This is a genomic window from Pseudomonas kribbensis (assembly GCF_003352185.1).
Classification (GTDB): Bacteria; Pseudomonadota; Gammaproteobacteria; order Pseudomonadales; family Pseudomonadaceae; genus Aquipseudomonas; species Aquipseudomonas kribbensis.
This window is the reverse complement of record NZ_CP029608.1, coordinates 1,247,763-1,267,118: the sequence shown is the minus strand read 5'-3', so window position 1 is coordinate 1,267,118 and position 19,356 is coordinate 1,247,763. Positions and strand designations below refer to the sequence as shown.

The window sequence follows — 19,356 nt, the reverse complement described above, 5'->3', positions numbered from 1 at the left end:
GCAAGTGAGTGGATGAACAGAGAGTGCCGCTCTGCAACGCTTCTTACAAGCAGACGACGAAGGGACTTTAAACCTTGCGCCCTGAAGCTAGTCTCAACAGTAAGCCCCACAACGGCTTGCCGCCGCCTGACGGCGGACACTCACCCAGACCTGCCACGAGCAGGTACGACATGAGGTCATCATGAAAATCCGTGAACTCGCCCAGCATTGGGAAGAAACCGCCAAGGGTCGCCTGACCGATACCGGCTACACGATTCATCTGGATGTGGAAGCCGCCGCACGCCTTGCGGCGATTGCCGAGATGTACCCCAAACGGCATGCCGAAGAATTGCTCGGCGAACTGATCGGCGCGGCGCTTGAAGAGTTCGAGGCGAGCCTGCCGTATGTGAAAGGCTCGACCGTGGTTGCCACCGATGAAGAAGGTGATCCGCTGTATGAAGACGTCGGTCCTACGCCGCGTTTTCTCGCGTTGTCGCGTCGGCATCTGCAGGACCTGTCGACGGCTGCCGGCAAACAAAAACACTGATCCCTGATACTTCAAAACTGTGGGAAATGGCTTGCCCTCGATGACGTCAATTCAGCCGCAAATGGGTTGAATTGAATGACCTCATCGCTGGTAAGCCAGCTCCCACAGGGACTTTGTTCCCCCTCCGCTTTTGCGCCTTTTTTCGCCCGCGCGTACCACTCTCCCCCGCCAAAGTTCCCGGTTTAGAGCCCTGTCCATTCGGTCAGAATATTTTTTGGCGATGAGCCATCTTTTCTGAACTTTTAAAAAAAGCCTTCGGTCGGAACAGGTAACCACGCCTGGAACGAGCGTTTCAAAACGCACTTGCACATGACGGTTGCGGCTCCGCTACCAGGATGGATTTCGAAGCTTCCAAGGAGTTAACCAATGGAGTTGAAGACCATGAAGACCCAAACCTCGTTCTCCCACCTGCGCGGTCTGAAACTGGCCGCCCTGGCCATCGGCACCAGCTTCGTGCTGGCCGGTTGTGCCGGCAATCCACCGACCGAGCAATACGCGGTGACTCAATCGGCCGTCAACAGCGCGGTCAGCGCCGGCGGTACCGAGTTCGCCGCCGTGGAAATGAAGCAGGCGCAGGACAAGCTCAAACAAGCCGAAATCGCCATGCACGACAAGAAGTATGACGAGGCCCGCACGCTCGCCGAGCAAGCCGAGTGGGACGCCCGCGTTGCCGAACGCAAGGCTCAGGCGATGAAAGCCGAACAGGCTGTGAAGGATTCCCAGAAAGGTGTTCAGGAACTGCGTCAGGAAAGTCAGCGCACCGTGCAATAAGCGCGCATCCCGACCACAAGGCTGAATCTCTTATCGATAGAAAGGACGAACGATTATGCGTAAACAACTGATGATCCCCGCTCTCCTGGCCGCAAGCGTTGCCCTGGCTGCCTGCTCGACGCCACCGAACCCGAACCTGGAACAGGCGCGCACCAACTATGCCGGCCTGCAGGCCAACCCGCAGGCGAGCAAAGTGGCGGCACTGGAAACCAAGGACGCCAGCGATTACCTGGACAAGGCTGACAAGGCCTATCTGGACAAGGAAAACGCATCCAAGGTCGACCAGTTGGCCTACCTGACCAACCAGCGCGTGGAAGTGGCCAAGCAGACCATCGCCCTGCGCACCGCTGAAAACAACCTGAAGAACGCCGCTGCCCAACGTGCCCAGGCCCGTCTGGATGCCCGCGATCAACAGATCAAACAGCTGCAGGACAGCCTCAACGCCAAGCAGACCGATCGCGGTACGCTGGTGACCTTCGGTGACGTGCTGTTCGCCACCAACAAGGCCGACCTGAAATCCAGCGGTCTGGTGAACATCAACAAACTGGCACAATTCCTCCAGGAAAACCCTGACCGCAAAGTGATCGTCGAGGGCTACACCGACAGCACCGGCGCCGCTTCGTACAACCAGTCGCTGTCCGAGCGTCGTGCGACCTCGGTGCAGGTTGCGCTGATCAAGATGGGCGTCGATCCGTCGCGCATCGTGGTGCAGGGCTACGGCAAGGAATACCCGGTCGCGGATAACGGCAGCGTCTCGGGCCGTGCGATGAACCGTCGGGTGGAAGTGACCATTTCCAACGACAACCAGCCGGTGATGCCACGTTCGGCGGTGAGTGCCAATTAGATTTTTCGCAACTACTAACGCCCCACTTGATTCAATCACGTGGGGCGTTTTTTTAACCGTTTATCGCGACTGTCATTTCTGACAGTAGGCAGGGTTCCTGATGTGAGCCAAGTTGTTTCGGCCAACTTTTGACTACGCGGAATAGGAACCCATGAAACGATTTGGAGTTTTACTAACAATTTTTTTGGTCATTGCGCTTACCGCTTGCGTTCAAAGTCCTCCCGCTGAACTGATGAGCGATGCCATTCCCACCGATATTCCACTTCCTAGGGCGGGAGTTAACCAGCGACCCGTAACGGGGGAAAAAACCGTATTGCTCGTTGCTGCCCGCTGGGCTGGCGATCATGTAATTGATATGTCTGCACTAAATGCCGGCACTTTCGCACAACAGCCCGGGTCACTTAATCATTACTTGCAGACGGCCTCTATGGGCAAGCTCATCCTCAAAGGAACGACGATTCAAGCCAACTTCTCGACACCGGCACCCACCTCGGGCTTTTATGGGGAAATAGCGGAGGCAAAAACAGCGGCCTTGGCGCAGGGATATGATCCGAGCAAGTACGATTACTTTTGGGTTGTCCACGATAACGGTATAGGTGGCGCTCAAGGCAATATGCCCGGGAATCAAATCGTTGTCCGCGACGGTGTTTTTCGCTATAGAACAAACTACATTTGGGCCCATGAGTTCGGGCACAACCTGGGCTATAGCCATGAAATATCATTTGGCAATCATCTCTGGAGTTATGTCAATTGCTCGCTTTCGGGAAATGTCGTATTCGCACCTGACACCTGTGAAACAAGCTACGCAGGAGACTGGGGCAATCCCATCCAGAGGCCATATGATATTTCTTCACTCTACCCCGCAAACTATCGATGGTACTCCGGCTGGCTGGATGCCTCACAGGCGAGTGTGATCAGTGAATCTGGCCTCTATCGCCTTGTGCCGCTGGGAACAGATGGCCCCCAGCTATATTTGATCAACCGCAAAAACAGCAGCGGCGCGCAGCAAATTTCGCTTGAGTACCGCAAATTCAGCCCTCCTTACGACAACTTCACGGCGGATAACCCAACCAACGGTATCTGGGTGAGATACACCACCATGGACAGGATAGTCAGCAACGTTCAACTCGATGGCACACCGGAGACGACGACGACGGCTGACCCGGCCCTTTTGCCCGGTAAGACTCTCAAGGATAGCCAGGCAGGCATTACTATTGAAGTATGTAGTGCGTCCGGTACTGGAGTGACCGTTGCCGTTGCTGTTATCGAGAATACAGCGAATCTATGCAAAACCCTGCCATTACTTCCGCCCGTCATACAAGCACCTGTACCACAAGCTCCAGCAGTTCAAAATCCGATTGTGTTTTCAGGGATCAGTCGTCCTGGCGCCCTGATCAATGTTTCTTACCGACTGGCGGGGGGAAATAACTGGAAAGATGTAAAGGTGACTGCTGACGCCACCGGCAGTTGGAAAGCACCACTGCCGACTTTACCGGCAGCCAACTACAACGGTCAGGTTTGGCAAACTATTGGAAATAGAGCTTCGCTGGCTACTTTCCGAAACTTTGGTGTTTCTCCCTGAAATGCGAAACCAGTGACTCCCCAATTTCATATATGAAATTGGGGAAAGCTCCGAAAGTATTGGAGTTATTGCTCGAGCTTCTGCGGCGTCTCCTGCCCCATGCAGCGCACAGCCTTTTTCTGTGCGTTGATCAGCACCCCGGTCAGGCCTTTCTGTTCGGTGTCGAACAGCACCAGTACGCCATCGATGCATTGCGCCACTTGCGGCGCCGGGTCCAGGGAGACCTTGTAGTCTTCGCCGGGAATGGTCTTGAGCATGGTGAACTCGTTGAGCAGCAACGCATCCTCGGGTTTGGCGAAGTGCAGGTAGCCGTAGTACCACAGGGCGCCGACGGTGCCGAGGATGCTGCAGATACCGGTGATGATCAGCGGGATGGCGTTGCGTTCTTCACTCATTGCGGACTCTCGTTTTCAGAATTCGGAGGTTGCGGGTAATTCGGGACTTCGCCGAGGCGGCGCAGGCCGTTGAAATGCTCGGGATCGTCGAGGTAACGCAGCATGACCTGACGCCACACCGGATCACCGAAGGTCTGCACATGGCCGCCGCGAGTCAGTTGCAGGACCCGGGGCGGCGGCGCAGCTTGATACAGGCGGATGCCATTAGAAAGAGGCACCAGCGGATCATCGATGCTGTGGAAGATCAGTTTCGGTACGCCTTTGAGCTGCGGCATCGAGTTGATCGCACTGTCGCTGTCCGGCACCAGCCACGACAGCGGCACCTGGAATGGCCAGGTCATCCACGAGGTGCTGAGAGCATATTGGCCAACGCTACGGTAACTGGCCGGAACCCCGTCGAGCACAAAAGCCTTGAGCTGTTTTTGTCTTTCCGGATGTTGCACCAGCCAATGTACCGCCATCGAACCACCGAGACTTTGACCGAGCAGGATCAGCGGTTTGCCTTTGACTTCCGGCGCCTTGTCCAGCCAGGCAAATGCGGCGTCGATGTCCTGATAGATCGCCGGCAGGCTCGGCTTGCCTTCGGACAGTCCGTAACCGCGATAGTCCACCAGCAGCACCTGATAGCCGTTTTTCGGCAACCACCAGCTGCCGCCCAGGTGCATCGGCAGATTGCCGCCGTTGCCGTGCAGGTGCAGCACCGTGCCCTTGACCTCGACACCGGGTTTCGCCGGCAGCCACCAGGCGTTCAACTTGAGGCCATCGGCGGTGGTCAGGGTGACGGTGCGGTATTCAAGTTTGGCCTTTTCCGGGGTGAATATCTGGCCCGGCTCGGGGTAGAACAGCAAAGAGCTGCAACCACCGAGGGTCAGGAGCAGGCAGAGGATGCCGAGGATTCTCATCCGGTGAAACCTCGCAAGGTTCGGATTCCCGCGCTCAGCGCGGGAATGATCAATGGGCCTACAGGATGTTGGAGTAATCGGCCTCGATCCGGTCCAGGCTCAAGTGATTGAGGAAGTTGGAGAAGCACATCCACGCCGACAACGCGTTCATGTCACGGAACTGGTCCGGCAGGTACTTCGGCGGCACCACCAGGCCTTCATCCACCAGTTGCCGCAGGGTTCGCATGTCCTCCAGGGTGGTCTTGCCGCAGAACAACAGCGGAACCTGCTCGAGCTTGCCCTTGCGCACGGCCAACTGAATGTAGTTGTAAACCATGATGAAGCCCTTGAGGTAGGACAAGTCTTTGGTGAATGGCAGACCGGTCGGCGTCGATCCACGGAAAACCCGACTGGCGTTGCCGTAGCTTTCCGCCATTTCAAAGCCCTGCTCGCGGAAGAACTCGAAAATCTGCAGGAAGTCCGCGCCCTCCTCCACCATGTGAATGGCGCGGGTGCGGTTGGTCAGTTTGCGCAGGCGGCTCGGGTAGGAGGCGAAGGTGATGATTTCCATCAGAATCGCCAGACCTTCCTGAGTCACCGTCGACGAGGGCGGCCCCTTGGACAGAAAGGTGCAGATCGGCTGGTTCAGACCGTTGAGCGTGGTGCCGACGTGCACCAGGCCTTCGTGGACTTCCAGCGCGCGCACGTCGCGGTCGTTGAACATCGCGTCGGTGCGGATCTTGATGTAATCGGCGCCCGCCGCCGCGTCGGCGACGATGCCGTCGGACTCGAACACGCGGATGGTTTCCTCGGCCTCGCCGAACACTTTGTTCAGGCGGGTTTGCAGCAAGTGCACAGCGTCCTTGGCGGTAAGGATTTTCGGTTCGTCCTTCAGGTCGCCTCGGCCGTCGATGTTGTTCAGGTAGTCCGACATCATCAAACCGAGGTCGGCCAGGGTCGGGTCACCGGCGTGGAACGCATCGGACGCAGCGCCATACAGTTCCTGAGAAATCAGGCCGAAATCCTCGGTGCCGCGCGCCTCGAGCATGCGCACCACCATCCGGTATTCCTTGCACATGCGGCGCATGATCTGGCCGACCGGGTTGAACTGGCCGAGCTGGCGGGTGATGTCGCGCTCGATGTTCTGGAATTCCAGCTTGACCTTGCTCGAATCGAAGGACAGCGGCCGGTTGAGGTAGTAGTCGCGATCCACCGCCGGCAATTCCTTGCCCTTGGCCTTGAGGAACCCCTTGCGGATGTTCTCGTCCCACTTGACTGCGTCAAGGACGCGAATCGGCGTCTGCGCCAGCACAATGCGATCAGACAGCGTGCGTATCGTCTGCTGGTAATCGTCCACCCGAAACTCCTGTAGAAAACATGACGTACTGGATTATTTGGCCTTGGCCTGATGCTGGTAGCGCGCCGCTTCGACGAAAACGTCTGAGTTGGCCGGGTCGTCGAGGTAAGCAAAGACCTTTTCCAGCGGACTGTCGACCTGCACACCCTGACCGTCATCGGTCTGGAAGCCCTGGCCGTCGAGGCTTTTCTGCGCGATGGCCTGGTTGATCTGTTCGAGATCGAGGTTGTAGATCACCAGTTCGTGCTTATCGGTAATCTCGAAACCGGCGATGGTGAAGTGCCCGCCATACTGCGCCGGCACCTTCGCCGACAGATACCAGCGGTTGCCATGACGCGACACGGTGAACGGATAAGCTTCCCGCTCATGGGGACGGGCCTTGAACCAGGTGACCGCCTGATAGCGGTCATTGCCCAGGCGCGTGAGTTCCAGGTTCATCGGCTCGCCCCAGGCATTGGTGCTTGCCCATTCGCCGAGCAGGCCCTTGGGCGCCGGCTCACGGGCAGGCAGCGGATCCTTGAAGGTCACCAGACAACCGCTGAGCAGCAGGAACGACAGCGCGATCAACGCGCCACGCCAGGCTTTCATTCAACACTCCCTATGAACCGAACTCACCACCGGACCTGTGGGAGCGTTACACCGACGCGAGTACCAGATGCATATAACGCGTCAGAATACCGAGCATGTCCTCTTCGGCCAAAGGCTCGGCGTCGTTGAGCAGGCCCTGATATTCCATCCGTCCGATAATCGCCGTCAACACCTTGGCATCCTGCTGCGGCTCGCGGGAGCCCAGCACCTGGAACAACTGGCAGGTGCCCTGCAACAGAATCTGCTGATGGGAACGTACCAGTTCCGCCAGACGCGGATTGAGCAGCGCTTCCTGACGGAACGCCTGTTCCGCCATCAAATGCTCGCGGCGGTTGACCAGTTGCCGGTGCACGTAGTCGGCCATCAACCGGGCGATGTCGTCAGCCAATTGCGAGCGCGATTCCGGGCTGCCGTCGCCGCTGACCACCATTTCCCGCAGCAGGCCTTCGTTGTTGATCCACAGCTTGGCCATGTAGGCCGCGCTGCGTTCGACGTATTGGGCGAAGGTATCGGTGAGCAGGTCATCGATGTCCTTGAAATAATAGGTGGTGGCCGACAACGGCACACCGGCCTCGGCCGCCACCGCACGGTGACGCACGGCCCGTACGCCGTCGCGCACGACAATGCGCATCGCCGCATCGAGAATGTCCTGCCGACGCTGCTCGCTGCCCTGTCGGCTGGCCTTGCGGCCCTGGTACTGAACACTTTCAGCGACCGCAGTGGCGATACCCGCTGCACCCTCTTGAGCCATTGCACCGATCACGACAGGACTTCCTCTGTTGTTTTTTTCAAAAGTAACCATTTGATACGTTTGTACCAGACAGGCAATAAAAAGCCGCCCATTTCAGGCGGCTTTTTTATTGAAACACTTACGCTTGCGGCCGCATGTGCGGGAACAGGATCACGTCGCGGATCGACGGCGAGTTGGTCAGTAACATCACCAGACGGTCGATACCGATACCTTCACCGGCCGTTGGCGGCATGCCGTACTCCAGCGCGCGAACGAAGTCGGCGTCGTAGTGCATGGCTTCGTCGTCGCCGGCGTCCTTGTCGGCCACCTGGGCCATGAAGCGCTCGGCCTGGTCTTCCGCGTCGTTCAGCTCGGAGTAGGCGTTGGCGATTTCACGGCCGCCGATGAACAGTTCGAAGCGGTCGGTGACGTTCGGGTTGTCGTCGTTGCGACGGGCCAGCGGCGACACTTCGAACGGGTACTGAGTGATGAAGTGCGGCTGTTCCAGCTTGTGCTCGACCAACTCTTCGAAAATCATCACCTGCAGCTTGCCCAGACCTTCGAAGCCCAGCACCTTGGCACCGGCCTTCTTGGCGATGTCGCGGGCCTTGTCGATGTCGTTCAGGTCATCGGCGGTCAGCTCGGGGTTGTACTTGAGGATCGAGTCGAACACCGACAGGCGCACGAACGGCTCGCCGAAGTGGAACACCTTGTCGCCGTACGGCACGTCGGTGCTGCCCAGAACCAGCTGCGCCAGCTCACGGAACAGTTCTTCGGTCAGGTCCATGTTGTCTTCGTAGTCGGCGTAAGCCTGGTAGAACTCCAACATGGTGAATTCAGGGTTGTGACGAGTCGAAACGCCTTCGTTACGGAAGTTGCGGTTGATCTCGAACACTTTTTCGAAGCCGCCAACCACCAGACGCTTCAGGTACAGCTCTGGAGCGATACGCAGGAACATTTCCATGTCCAGCGCGTTATGGTGGGTTTCGAACGGCTTGGCTGCGGCGCCGCCAGGAATGGTCTGCAGCATCGGCGTTTCGACTTCGAGGAAGTCGCGCTTCATCAGGAAGCTGCGGATGTGCGCGATCACTTGCGAACGCACGCGGAAAGTCTGGCGCACGTCTTCGTTGACGATCAGGTCAACGTAACGCTGACGGTAGCGCTGTTCGGTGTCGGTCAGGCCGTGGTGCTTGTCCGGCAGCGGGCGCAGGGATTTGGTCAGCAGGCGCACGCTGGTCATCTCGACGTACAGGTCACCCTTGCCGGAACGGGCCAGGGTGCCTTCGGCGGCGATGATGTCGCCCATGTCCCAGGTTTTCACCGCGGCCAGGGTGTCTTCGGACAGGGTCTTGCGGTTGACGTAGACCTGGATGCGACCGGTCATGTCCTGGATCACCATGAACGAGCCACGGTTGAGCATGATGCGACCTGCAACCTTGACCGGGATCGCAGCCTCTGCCAGCTCTTCCTTGGTCTTGTCCGCGTACTGTTTCTGCAGTGCTTCGCAGTAGTTGTCGCGGCGGAAGTCGTTCGGGAAGGCATTGCCCTTGGCGCGCTCGGCAGCAAGCTTTTCCTTGCGCAGGGCGATCAGGGAGTTTTCTTCCTGTTGCAGGGCTTGCGGGTCGAGTTGTTGGTCGCTCATGTCTTTAAATATTCCATCACAGGTTCGTTGCCCCCGGGCCTTGCGGCCCGGGGATCGCCAGCAGGGCTGGCTCCTACAGGGATCGCGTTGAATCAGCGATCCTGTATTGCGTCTTTACAGCCCCGATTTCAGGCTGGCTTCCAGGTATTCGTCGATGTCGCCGTCGAGCACCTTGTCGCAGTCGCTGCGTTCGATGTTGGTACGCAGATCCTTGATCCGCGAGGCATCGAGCACGTACGAACGGATCTGGTGACCCCAGCCGATGTCCGACTTGGTGTCTTCCAGCGCCTGGGACGCCGCGTTGCGCTTCTGCATTTCCTGCTCGTACAACTTGGCCCGCAGCATTTTCATGGCGGTGTCCTTGTTGGCGTGCTGGGAACGTTCGTTCTGACAGCTGACCACGGTGTTGGTCGGTACGTGGGTGATACGTACGGCCGAGTCGGTGGTGTTTACGTGCTGACCACCGGCACCGGAGGAACGATAGGTGTCGATCCGCAGGTCTGCCGGGTTGATTTCGATTTCCACCTTGTCGTCGATCTCTGGCGAGACGAAAACCGCGGAGAACGAGGTGTGGCGACGGTTGCCGGAGTCGAACGGGCTCTTGCGCACCAGACGGTGCACGCCGATCTCGGTACGCAGCCAGCCGAAGGCGTATTCGCCCTTGATGTGAACGGTGGCACCCTTGATCCCGGCGACTTCACCGGCCGACAGCTCCATGATGGTCGCATCGAAACCGCGTTTGTCGGCCCAGCGCAGGTACATGCGCAGCAGGATGTTGGCCCAGTCCTGGGCTTCGGTGCCGCCGGAACCGGCCTGGATGTCCAGGTAGGCGTTGTTCGGGTCCATCTCGCCGCTGAACATGCGACGGAATTCCAGCTTGGCCAGGGACTCTTCGAGACCTTGAAGGACTTCGACGACGTCGTTCACGGCGCCTTCGTCGTTCTCTTCGACGGCCATGTCGAGCAGCTCGCGGGAATCGGCCAGGCCGGTGGCCAGCTCGTCCAGAGTGTCGACGATCTGCGCCAGCGCCGAGCGCTCGCGGCCCAGTTCCTGGGCGTATTCAGGTTTGTTCCAGACTGCAGGATCTTCAAGCTCGCGATTGACTTCGATCAGACGCTCATGCTTTTGATCGTAGTCAAAGATACCCCCGAATAGATTCGGAGCGCTCGGACAGGTCCTTGATGGTGTTCAGGATCGGATTGATTTCCATGACGGGCAGCACTCGTTGGCGAACTTTTGAAAGCCGGCGAGTATAACGTAATCAAGCTGTCACGGCAGCCCGTCTGGCGGCTCTTGAGGCGAATGAACCCGATGGTTCATTCGATCCCCACCTGGTTGCGCCCGTTGTTCTTCGCCAGATACAAGCCACGGTCCGCCGCCGAGATCAGCAACCGGCAGTCGCTGCCCGCCTCCGGCACCATGGTTGCCAGGCCGATGCTGATGGTCAGGCTCGCCCCTTCGGCCGGGGCATTGTGCGGAATCTTCAGCGCCGCCACGGTCTGGCGCAGTTTCTCCGCCACCAGCCGCGCCCCGCCCGGCGAGGTGTTGGGCAGCACCAGCGCAAATTCTTCGCCGCCATAACGCGCCGGCAGGTCCGACGGTCGGGCGCTGGCCTCGCGGATCGCCGTGGCGACCTTGCGCAGGGCCTCGTCACCTTCGACGTGGCCGAAGGTGTCGTTGTAGGACTTGAAGTAATCGACGTCGATCATCAGCAACGACAACTGGCTCTGGTCACGCAGCGAGCGGCGCCATTCCAGCTCCAGGTACTCGTCGAAGTGCCGGCGGTTGGACAGCCCGGTCAAGCCATCGGAGTTCATCAGGCGCTGCAGCACCAGGTTGGTGTCGAGCAGTTGCTGCTGACTGACCCGCAACGCACGATAGGCCGCGTCCCGTTGCAGCAGGGTCATGTAGGAGCGCGAGTGATAACGGATGCGCGCCACCAGCTCGATGTTGTCCGGCAGCTTCACCAGGTAATCGTTGGCCCCGGCGGAGAACGCCGCGCTTTTGATCAGCGGGTCTTCCTTGGTCGAGAGGACGATGATCGGAATGTCCTTGGTCGCGGGGTGATTGCGGTATTCGCGCACCAGGCTCAGGCCGTCGAGGCCAGGCATCACCAGATCCTGGAGGATGACGGTCGGCTTGATCCGCACGGCGTGGGCCACGGCCTGATGCGGGTCGGAGCAGAAGTGAAAGTCGATGTTCTCTTCATTCGACAGCCCGCGGCGCACGGCTTCGCCGATCATCGCCTGATCGTCCACCAACAACACCATGGCGGCGTTCTCGTCGGTTTTGATGTCATCGATCTGTAAGTCATTCATGGGCGGTCACCTGAGTGCTGCGGGGGCCTGGATTGCGGAGTAATGCGTTCATTTGGGGAAAATCTCCAGCAATCGTGGCGCTATCTTTTCCAGTGGACGGATTTCTACGGCTGCATCGATGGCCGCGGCGGCCTTGGGCATGCCGTACACCGCACTGCTTTGCTGATCCTGCGCGATGGTCAGGTAACCCTGTTGGCGCATGAGCTTAAGCCCTTGAGCCCCGTCGCGTCCCATCCCGGTCAATAAAACCCCTACTGCGTCACCGTTCCAGTAATTGGCGACGCTTTCGAAAAACACGTCGATCGAGGGGCGGTAGATCTCGTTGACCGGCTCGGCGGTGTAGGCCAGCGTGCCGTTCTTGAGTAGCCGGATGTGATGATTGGTGCCGGCCAGCAACACCGCGCCGGCCTGCGGCGGCTCGCCCTCCCGGGCCAGCCGCACATCGAGGCCGCTGGCACTGGCCAGCCATTCAGCCATGCCGGCGGCGAACACCTGATCGACATGCTGCACCAGCACGATGGCCGCAGAAAAGTTGCGCGGCAGGCCTTTGAGCAAAACCTCCAGCGCCGCCGGCCCGCCCGCTGACGAGCCGATCGCCACCAGCCGCTGGCACGACGCCGAACTGCGCGGCGTTGTCTGGGCCGGGCGGGCGCGAGCGGTTTTCTCGCCGATCAGCCAGCCGATATTCAGAATCTTGCGCAACAGTGGCGCGGCCGCCTGCTGGGCATTGCCGGCGCCAAGGGCCGGGGTGTCGACCACATCCAGCGCGCCGTGGCCCATGGCTTCGAACACCCGGTGCACGTTCTGCTGGCGGTCGACCGTGACAATGACGATGGCGCAGGGGCTCTCGGCCATGATTCGGCGGGTGGCCTCGACGCCATCCATCACTGGCATGATCAGGTCCATCAGGATCAGGTCCGGGGTGTTTTCCGCGCACAGGCGCACCGCTTCGGCGCCGTTGTTGGCGACCCATACCACCTGATGCGCCGGCTCGAAGGCCAGCGCCCGGCGCAGGGCCTCCACCGCCAGGGGCATGTCGTTGACGATTGCGATCTTCATGCCCGCGCTCCTCCGATGAGCTCAACCACTGCGTCGAGCAGGGCATCGTCATGAAAACTGGCCTTGGCCAGATAATAGTCCGCCCCGGCATCCAGTCCACGGCGCCGGTCTTCTTCGCGATCCTTGTAGGACACCACCATCACCGGCAGCGATTGCAGGCGATTGTCGCGACGCAGCAGCGTCACCAGTTCGATACCGTCCATGCGCGGCATGTCGATGTCGGTGATCAACAGATCGAAATCCTCGGAGCGCAGGGCGTTCCAACCGTCCATACCGTCTACCGCAACGGCCACGTCATAGCCGCGATTGAGCAGCAGCTTGCGTTGCAGTTCGCGCACGGTGAGCGAGTCATCGACCACCAGAATCCGTTTGCGCGCGGCTTCTGCGGCCTGATTGCCATGGCGGGCGATGCGTTCCAGACGCCCGGTGTTCAGCAATTTATCCACCGAGCGCAGCATGTCTTCGACGTCGACGATCAACACCACCGAGCCATCGTCGAGCAAGGCCCCGGCGGAAATGTCCTGTACCTTGCCCAGCCGCTCGTCCAGCGGTAGCACCACCAGCGTGCGCTCGCCGATGAAGCGTTCGACCGCAACGCCGTAGATCGCATCGCGCTCACGGATCACCACGACTTTCAGCGTGTCGCCGCTGTTCTGGCTCGCCGGGCGCTGCAGCAACTGACTGGCCGCGACCAGCCCCACATGTCGGCCTTCGTGCCAGAAGTGCTGGCGTCCTTCGACCTGTACGATGTCGTCCGGCGCCAGATCGCACATGCGCTCGATGTGCGCCAACGGGAAGGCATAGGCCTCGTCGCCGACTTCCACCACCAGACTGCGAACCACCGACAGGGTCAGCGGCACTTCGAGATGGAAGCGACTGCCCTCGCCCGCCGTCTGCTCCAGCACCACGGCCCCACGCAACTGGCGGACCATGTGCTGAACGGCATCGAGGCCGACGCCACGACCGGACACCTCGGTGACCTTGTCGCGCAGACTGAAACCCGGCAGGAACAGGAACGTCAGCAGCTCTTCTTCGCTCAATTGAGCGGCAGTTTCCGCTGGCGACAACTGACGCTCGACGATGCTATGGCGGACCTTTTCCAGATCCACACCGTTGCCGTCATCGCTCAACTCCAGCACCAGCAGGCCGGCCTGATGCGAGGCACGCAGACGGATCAACCCTTCCTCGGGCTTGCCTTTGAGCAGGCGTTCTTCCGGTGTTTCGATACCATGATCGACCGCGTTACGCAGCAGGTGCGTCAACGGCGCTTCGAGTTTTTCCAGCACATCGCGATCGACCTGGGTTTTCTCGCCCTCAATCTCCAGTCGCACCTGCTTGCCGAGGCTGCGACCGAGGTCGCGCACCATCCGCACCTGGCCAGACAGCACGTCGGCGAACGGCCGCATGCGGCAGGCCAGCGCGGTGTCGTAGAGCACCTGCGCGCGTTGGCTCGCTTGCCAGGCAAACTCGTCGAGTTCGGCGTTTTTCTCCGCCAGCAATTGTTGGGATTCAGCGAGCAGTCGTCGTGCATCTTCCAGCGCCTCTTGAGCTTCAAGGCTCAGGGCATGCTCCTTGAGATGCACGTTGAGACTTTCCAGCGCCCGCAGGCCGTTGTTCTGCATGCGCTTGAGGCGCTGCATGGTGGCCAGGTGCGGTTTGAGACGCTGGGTTTCCACCAGGGATTTGCTCGACAGATCGAGCAGGCTGTTCAGGCGTTCGGCAGTGACCCGCAGCACCCGCTCGCCACCTTCGGTGGTGCGTTTGCTCTTGCGCGGTGCAGGCTCTGGCTCGGCCACTTCGACGGGGATTTCAACGGGTGCCGGCTCAACCACTGGCGGTGGCTGAAGCTGCAACTCGGCCATCGGTGGTGCGCTCGGAGCGGCGGCCACCACGGCCGGAGCCGCCGGGTCGAGCAAACCACCCATCAACGCCACGTAAGCCTCGATGTCCGCGGGTTGCGGGCCATTGGCCGGGGTGGCGATGCGCATCAGCAAATCGGTGCCCTGCAACAGCGCGTCGATATGCTCCGGGCGCAGGAACAGCCGCCCTTCCTGCGCACTGACCAGACAATCTTCCATCACGTGGGCAACGCTGACGCCGCTGTCGATGCCGACGATCCGCGCCGCGCCTTTCAATGAGTGCGCCGCTCGCATGCACGACTCAAGCTGATCGGCCTGGGTCGGATTGCGTTCCAGCGCCAGCAGCCCGGCACTCAGGACCTGGGTCTGGGCTTCGGCTTCAAGGCTGAACAGCTCCAGCAGGGAGGCGTCGCGCATTTGCTCGGGGGTCATGTAAGGCTCCGGGACACGGCGGACAACAGCTGTTCTTCATCCAGCCAACGCAGGCTGCGACCTTTGAAAGGCAACACGCCTCGGGTGTATTTGGCACTGGCCTGCGCCCCGGAACGCGACGCGGCATCGAGGATTCGTTCGTCGATGGCGTGAATCCCGTCGACTTCGTCCACCGGCACCACCACCGGCCCACCCTGGGCGGCGATGATCAGCATGCGCGGCATGACCCGCGCGCCGGTCGCCGGGGCGGCGTTACCGTCGAGATCGAGCAGTTCGACCAGCGACAGGCACGCCACCAGCGCTCCGCGCACGTTCGCCACGCCGAGCAAGGCCCGGGAGCGCTGGTGCGGCAAGGAGTGAATCGCCTGCAACGGTGCGACCTCCACCAGACTGCGAGTGGCCAGTCCGAGCCATTCTTCGCCAAGACGGAACATCAGCAGCGAACGGGTTTTCAGCTCGGCTTCGGCCTGGGTCGCCACCGGATCGCGCTCGTCCTGCTGCAACGCATAACGGTCGAGCAGGCGCGTGGCAGCAGCGGAATACACCGAACAATTGCGGCAATGAATGTGTTCTTCCAGCAACGGGCAAGACTTGTCGCCGTGGATGCCGATGCGGTTCCAGCAATCGTCGATGGCCCGGGCGTCTTCGTGGGTGACGTTCAAGGTGTCGGACGGGATCATCGTTTACGCTCACTGTCGGCGGTTCGGCCGCTGCGGGCGGCGCGCTCCTGCAATCGTCTGGCACCGGCCGTGTCGCCCTGGGCCTGCAGCAGCGCGGCCAGGTGCATCAAGGCTTCGGGGTGTTGCGGTTCGAGGTACAAGGCTTTGCGATAGTAGCTCTGGGCTTCGAGAGCAGAGCCGGCGACATCACTGAGCAGCCCGAGCCAGTAGAACACCTGGGCCACCGGTTCATGACTGCGCAAATACTGTTCGCACGCGGCCCGGGCCTCGGCGCTTTTGCCTTCGTTGGCCAGGGCGGCGATGTTGGCCAGCAGGCTCGCCGCGTCGGGATTCGGGCTTTTGGCGGTGGCGGGCAACGGCGTCACAGCGGCAAACGGGCGATTGCGCACTGGCGGCGGTGGCGTGCTGCGCACCGGTTGGCGCACGGGCAACGGGGTCGGGAGAGCGACCGGCATCGGCAGCGGTTCGGGCTGCGGATCGCTGTGGCGACTGAACGCGAAAGACTGCGGAATCCCGATCGAACGCATGCCCAGCCTTCCGAGCAGACTGCCCTCGGCGGGGCCGATAAACAGCACGCCGTCGACGTGGGTCAAGCGCTTGAGCACGGCGAATACCTGCTGCTGGGTCGGCTGATCGAAATAGATCAACAGGTTGCGGCAGAACACGAAATCGAACGGCGGTTCGCTGACCAGCAATGAGGGATCGAGCACGTTGCCGACCTGCAGACGCACCTGCTCACGGACGATTTCATTCACCCGATAACCGTCGTTCTCGGCGAAAAAATGCCGCTCGCGAAAGTCCAGTTCCTGACCGCGAAACGAGTTCTTGCCGTACAACGCCCGCCGCGCCTTGTCCACCGACAGAGGACTGACGTCCATGCCATCGACCTTGAACTGATGGGGCTTGAGGCCCGCATCGAGCAACGCCATGGCAATCGAATAGGGTTCTTCACCGGTGGAACACGGCAGGCTGAGAATGCGCAGCGCCCGCATGTTGTTCAGCTCGGCCAGGCGTTTGCGCGCCAGTTTGCCCAGGGTGGCGAAGGATTCCGGGTAACGGAAAAACCAGGTTTCGGGGACGATCACCGCCTCGATCAATGCCTGCTGTTCGTCCCGCGAACCTTGCAGTGTTTGCCAATATTCATCGGCCGTGACCATTTGCGCCAGGATGATCCGCTGGCGCACCGCTCGCTCGATGATTGCCGGCCCTACCGAAGCGACGTCGAGACCGATGCGTTCCTTGAGGAAATCGAAGAAGCGCTGGTCGCTGCTCATGGCAGATCCTCAAGCCGCGCCGGATCCAGCGGCGGCGTCGGGAACAGCAGCGGGCGCACCGTATCGTCCAGCAAATCGTTGACCCGCACCCATTGCACCAGCCCCTTGGCGTCTTCACGCACCGGACCGAGGTACGGCGCCTGACGATTGTCGAGGCCGTAGGGCTGGAAATCATCCGGGTTGCAACGCAGGGTGTCGGTGGCCTGCTCGAGGATCAGCCCGAGCCATTGCGAGGGTTGCGAATCGTCGGCGCGGTAATGCACCAGCACCAGTCGCGTGCTGGTGCGCGCCTCGGCTGGTTGGCCGAACGTCAGGGCACTGAGGTCGATCACCGGCACCACCGAGCCGCGATAGGCGAACACCCCCGCCACCCAGTGCGGCGCCCGGGCAATCGGTTTCAGCGGCAGGCGTGGCAGCACTTCCGCCACTTCCGTGGCGCGCAGAGCGTAGCGTTCGTTGCCGATGCGAAACAGCAGGAACAACGCCTGCTTCGCCACCGGTGCAGCGCTGCGTTTGGCGATGATTTCGCTCATCAGACTTTGAATCGCGAAACGCCGCTGCGCAGGCCCACGGCCACCTGGCTCAGTTCGTCGATGGCGAAACTGGCCTGACGCAACGACTCGACCGTCTGGCTGCTGGCATCACCCAGTTGCACCAGCGCGTGGTTGATCTGCTCGGCACCGGTGGCCTGGGCCTGCATGCCTTCGTTGACCATCAACACTCGCGGCGCCAGCGCCTGCACCTGATGGATGATCTGCGACAGCTGCTCGCCGACTTGCTGCACTTCGGCCATGCCGCGACGCACTTCTTCGGAGAACTTGTCCATGCCCATCACCCCGGCGGACACCGCCGACTGGATCTCGCGGACCATCTGTTCGATGTCGTAAGTCGCGACAGCCGTCTGATCCGCCAGACGCCGCACTTCGGTGGCGACCACGGCAAAACCGCGACCGTACTCCCCGGCCTTCTCCGCTTCGATCGCCGCGTTCAGGGACAGCAGGTTGGTCTGGTCGGCCACCTTGACGATGGTCACGACGACCTGATTGATGTTGCCGGCCTTCTCGTTGAGGATCGCCAGTTTGGCGTTCACCAGATCCGCTGCACCCATCACCGAGTGCATGGTGTCTTCCATGCGTGCCAGGCCCTGCTGCCCGGAACCGGCGAGCACCGAAGCCTGATCGGCAGCGGTGGAGACTTCGGTCATGGTGCGCACCAGGTCGCGGGAGGTCGCCGCGATCTCGCGGGACGTTGCGCCGATTTCGGTGGTGGTGGCGGCAGTTTCGGTGGCGGTGGCCTGCTGCTGTTTGGAGGTAGCGGCAATCTCGGTCACCGAAGTGGTGACCTGCACCGACGAGCGCTGGGCCTGGGACACCAGCGAGGTGAGCTCGGTCATCATGTCGTTGAAGCCGGTTTCCACAGCGTTGAATTCGTCCTTGCGGCCCAGGTTCAGGCGCGAACTCAGATCGCCGGTGCGCATGGTGTCGAGAATCCGCACGAGCAGGTTCATCGGGGCCATGATCGCGCGCATCAGCAGAAGACCGCACAGACCGGCGGCCAGCACGGCCACCAGCAGGGAGATGCCCATGCTGACTTTCGCCGCCGCGACCGCGTCGTCGATGTTGTTCATGGCTTCATCGGCAACGGCCTTGTTCTCGCGAATGATGTCGTTGAGTTTCATGCGGCCTGCGGTCCAGGCCGGGGTCAGTTGTTCATTGAACAACTTCGCGGCCGCGTCCTCCTGGTTGCGCACATGCAGGTCGAGCACCTGCGCCTGAATCTTGTTGTAGTTGAGCACGTCCTGCTTGAACACGGTGTACTCGGCCCGGTCTTCAGCGGTGGTGACAGTGCTTTCGTAATTGCCCATCTGTTCGTTGAGGCGCGCTTCGAAAGACTTGAAGTCCGCGGCGTCTTCGGCACTGATTCCCTGGCCTTTTTTCAGGCCCAGCAACTCTTGAGTCTGCAGATAGCTGTCGACCCAGGCACTGCGAATCATCGAGCTGAAATACACACCCGGCACTGCGTCCTGACGCACGCTCTGCTCGCCCGCTTCGATCTTCAACAACCGTGAATACGAGACGACCACCATCAACAGCATGATGGCGATAATCACCGCAAAGCTCGCCAAAATGCGTTGGCGCAACGTCCAGTTCTTCACAGTCAGTCCTCGGGGCCAGATCGAAATTGCGGGGGAGTATAGCTGAGGGCGGTGTTTCATTTATAAGACGGTTTGCCGCGCTCGCGCCGCCCGAGCGTAAACGGGATAGGCTCTGGATAAGGACTTTCAAGGAATCGCAGGGCAACGTGCCAGTGGCGCAATGGCAAAAAGGGGCGATGGATTGGCCATTTCTGCAACGGAGAGGTCTGGCACCGACATAGCCATGTGCCATGGTGCGCAACTTCTTGCGCACTTGTTTCGCA

Annotated in this window: 18 protein-coding genes; 4 read left to right on the top strand and 14 right to left on the bottom strand. The window is 60.6% G+C overall.

The features are described from left to right. Positions 1-181: 181 nt before the first annotated feature. The 4 genes from DLD99_RS05735 to DLD99_RS05720 all read left to right on the top strand — a co-directional run bounded on the left by DLD99_RS05735 (position 182) and on the right by DLD99_RS05720 (position 3,723). Positions 182-526, top strand: coding sequence for a pilin assembly protein (locus tag DLD99_RS05735; protein ID WP_085729780.1), 345 nt, complete (start codon positions 182-184; stop codon positions 524-526). Between the two features lie 366 nt (positions 527-892). Next, positions 893-1,297: a DUF4398 domain-containing protein gene (locus tag DLD99_RS05730; protein WP_085697302.1), complete on the top strand. Its 405-nt coding sequence runs from the start codon at positions 893-895 to the stop codon at positions 1,295-1,297. A gap of 55 nt (positions 1,298-1,352) precedes the next feature. After that, a complete protein-coding gene (gene lptF / locus DLD99_RS05725) occupies positions 1,353-2,141 on the top strand; it encodes a lipotoxin F family OmpA-related lipoprotein LptF (protein ID WP_114881553.1) in 789 nt (262 codons plus the stop codon). A gap of 151 nt (positions 2,142-2,292) precedes the next feature. Then, positions 2,293-3,723: a zinc metalloprotease gene (locus DLD99_RS05720; protein WP_114881552.1), complete on the top strand. Its 1,431-nt coding sequence runs from the start codon at positions 2,293-2,295 to the stop codon at positions 3,721-3,723. A 65-nt stretch (positions 3,724-3,788) separates the two neighbouring features. Here DLD99_RS05720 and DLD99_RS05715 read toward each other — a convergent pair whose 3' ends face one another. From DLD99_RS05715 to DLD99_RS05650, 14 genes are all read right to left on the bottom strand, one after another. After that, positions 3,789-4,118, bottom strand: coding sequence for a PA3694 family proteiin (locus DLD99_RS05715; protein WP_114881551.1), 330 nt, complete (start codon positions 4,116-4,118; stop codon positions 3,789-3,791). Next, complete coding sequence (locus DLD99_RS05710) at positions 4,115-5,020, bottom strand: alpha/beta hydrolase (protein ID WP_114881550.1); 906 nt, start codon at positions 5,018-5,020, stop codon at positions 4,115-4,117. Before DLD99_RS05710 ends, DLD99_RS05715 begins: the two co-directional genes overlap by 4 nt. Positions 5,021-5,078: 58 nt before the next feature. Beyond that, complete coding sequence (locus tag DLD99_RS05705) at positions 5,079-6,356, bottom strand: flavohemoglobin expression-modulating QEGLA motif protein (protein WP_085712808.1); 1,278 nt, start codon at positions 6,354-6,356, stop codon at positions 5,079-5,081. Between the two features lie 33 nt (positions 6,357-6,389). Beyond that, positions 6,390-6,944: a hypothetical protein gene (locus tag DLD99_RS05700; protein ID WP_114881549.1), complete on the bottom strand. Its 555-nt coding sequence runs from the start codon at positions 6,942-6,944 to the stop codon at positions 6,390-6,392. 46 nt (positions 6,945-6,990) lie between these two features. Beyond that, the gene (locus DLD99_RS05695; RefSeq protein WP_011332647.1) at positions 6,991-7,695 is read right to left on the bottom strand and encodes a TetR/AcrR family transcriptional regulator; all 705 of its coding nucleotides are present in this window, start codon (positions 7,693-7,695) and stop codon (positions 6,991-6,993) included. Positions 7,696-7,813: 118 nt separating this feature from the next. Next, positions 7,814-9,316 carry a lysine--tRNA ligase gene (gene lysS, locus DLD99_RS05690; protein WP_114881548.1) on the bottom strand — a complete coding sequence of 501 codons (1,503 nt, stop codon included), beginning with the start codon at positions 9,314-9,316 and terminating at the stop codon, positions 7,814-7,816. A 114-nt stretch (positions 9,317-9,430) separates the two neighbouring features. Beyond that, a protein-coding gene (prfB, locus tag DLD99_RS05685) for a peptide chain release factor 2 (RefSeq protein WP_114881547.1) occupies positions 9,431-10,526 on the bottom strand; the annotation gives its coding sequence in 2 pieces (ribosomal slippage) (positions 9,431-10,453 and positions 10,455-10,526; 1,095 coding nt in all). Between the two features lie 106 nt (positions 10,527-10,632). Further along, entirely contained in the window at positions 10,633-11,634 is a 1,002-nt protein-coding gene (locus DLD99_RS05680) for a response regulator (protein ID WP_085712805.1), read from the bottom strand. A gap of 48 nt (positions 11,635-11,682) precedes the next feature. Continuing rightward, a complete protein-coding gene (cheB, locus tag DLD99_RS05675) occupies positions 11,683-12,693 on the bottom strand; it encodes a chemotaxis response regulator protein-glutamate methylesterase (RefSeq protein ID WP_114881546.1) in 1,011 nt (336 codons plus the stop codon). Further along, positions 12,690-14,984: a hybrid sensor histidine kinase/response regulator gene (locus DLD99_RS05670; RefSeq protein ID WP_114881545.1), complete on the bottom strand. Its 2,295-nt coding sequence runs from the start codon at positions 14,982-14,984 to the stop codon at positions 12,690-12,692. Before DLD99_RS05670 ends, cheB begins: the two co-directional genes overlap by 4 nt. After that, complete coding sequence (locus DLD99_RS05665; protein WP_114881544.1) at positions 14,981-15,664, bottom strand: chemotaxis protein CheW; 684 nt, start codon at positions 15,662-15,664, stop codon at positions 14,981-14,983. The genes DLD99_RS05670 and DLD99_RS05665 overlap by 4 nt, the downstream gene beginning before the upstream one ends. Beyond that, positions 15,661-16,938 carry a CheR family methyltransferase gene (locus DLD99_RS05660; RefSeq protein ID WP_114881543.1) on the bottom strand — a complete coding sequence of 426 codons (1,278 nt, stop codon included), beginning with the start codon at positions 16,936-16,938 and terminating at the stop codon, positions 15,661-15,663. Before DLD99_RS05660 ends, DLD99_RS05665 begins: the two co-directional genes overlap by 4 nt. Continuing rightward, entirely contained in the window at positions 16,935-17,471 is a 537-nt protein-coding gene (locus DLD99_RS05655; protein ID WP_114881542.1) for a chemotaxis protein CheW, read from the bottom strand. Before DLD99_RS05655 ends, DLD99_RS05660 begins: the two co-directional genes overlap by 4 nt. Next, positions 17,471-19,093 carry a methyl-accepting chemotaxis protein gene (locus DLD99_RS05650; protein WP_085712799.1) on the bottom strand — a complete coding sequence of 541 codons (1,623 nt, stop codon included), beginning with the start codon at positions 19,091-19,093 and terminating at the stop codon, positions 17,471-17,473. Before DLD99_RS05650 ends, DLD99_RS05655 begins: the two co-directional genes overlap by 1 nt. Between the last annotated feature and the right edge of the window lie 263 nt (positions 19,094-19,356).

Coding starts and splice junctions, on each gene's coding strand:
- DLD99_RS05735 (WP_085729780.1), top strand. CDS start 182: ATGAAAATCCGTGAACTCGCCCAGCATTGGGAAGAAACCGCCAAGGGT.
- DLD99_RS05730 (WP_085697302.1), top strand. CDS start 893: ATGGAGTTGAAGACCATGAAGACCCAAACCTCGTTCTCCCACCTGCGC.
- lptF (WP_114881553.1), top strand. CDS start 1,353: ATGCGTAAACAACTGATGATCCCCGCTCTCCTGGCCGCAAGCGTTGCC.
- DLD99_RS05720 (WP_114881552.1), top strand. CDS start 2,293: ATGAAACGATTTGGAGTTTTACTAACAATTTTTTTGGTCATTGCGCTT.
- DLD99_RS05715 (WP_114881551.1), bottom strand. CDS start 4,118: ATGAGTGAAGAACGCAACGCCATCCCGCTGATCATCACCGGTATCTGC.
- DLD99_RS05710 (WP_114881550.1), bottom strand. CDS start 5,020: ATGAGAATCCTCGGCATCCTCTGCCTGCTCCTGACCCTCGGTGGTTGC.
- DLD99_RS05700 (WP_114881549.1), bottom strand. CDS start 6,944: ATGAAAGCCTGGCGTGGCGCGTTGATCGCGCTGTCGTTCCTGCTGCTC.
- DLD99_RS05695 (WP_011332647.1), bottom strand. CDS start 7,695: ATGGCTCAAGAGGGTGCAGCGGGTATCGCCACTGCGGTCGCTGAAAGT.
- lysS (WP_114881548.1), bottom strand. CDS start 9,316: ATGAGCGACCAACAACTCGACCCGCAAGCCCTGCAACAGGAAGAAAAC.
- DLD99_RS05680 (WP_085712805.1), bottom strand. CDS start 11,634: ATGAATGACTTACAGATCGATGACATCAAAACCGACGAGAACGCCGCC.
- cheB (WP_114881546.1), bottom strand. CDS start 12,693: ATGAAGATCGCAATCGTCAACGACATGCCCCTGGCGGTGGAGGCCCTG.
- DLD99_RS05670 (WP_114881545.1), bottom strand. CDS start 14,984: ATGACCCCCGAGCAAATGCGCGACGCCTCCCTGCTGGAGCTGTTCAGC.
- DLD99_RS05665 (WP_114881544.1), bottom strand. CDS start 15,664: ATGATCCCGTCCGACACCTTGAACGTCACCCACGAAGACGCCCGGGCC.
- DLD99_RS05660 (WP_114881543.1), bottom strand. CDS start 16,938: ATGAGCAGCGACCAGCGCTTCTTCGATTTCCTCAAGGAACGCATCGGT.
- DLD99_RS05655 (WP_114881542.1), bottom strand. CDS start 17,471: ATGAGCGAAATCATCGCCAAACGCAGCGCTGCACCGGTGGCGAAGCAG.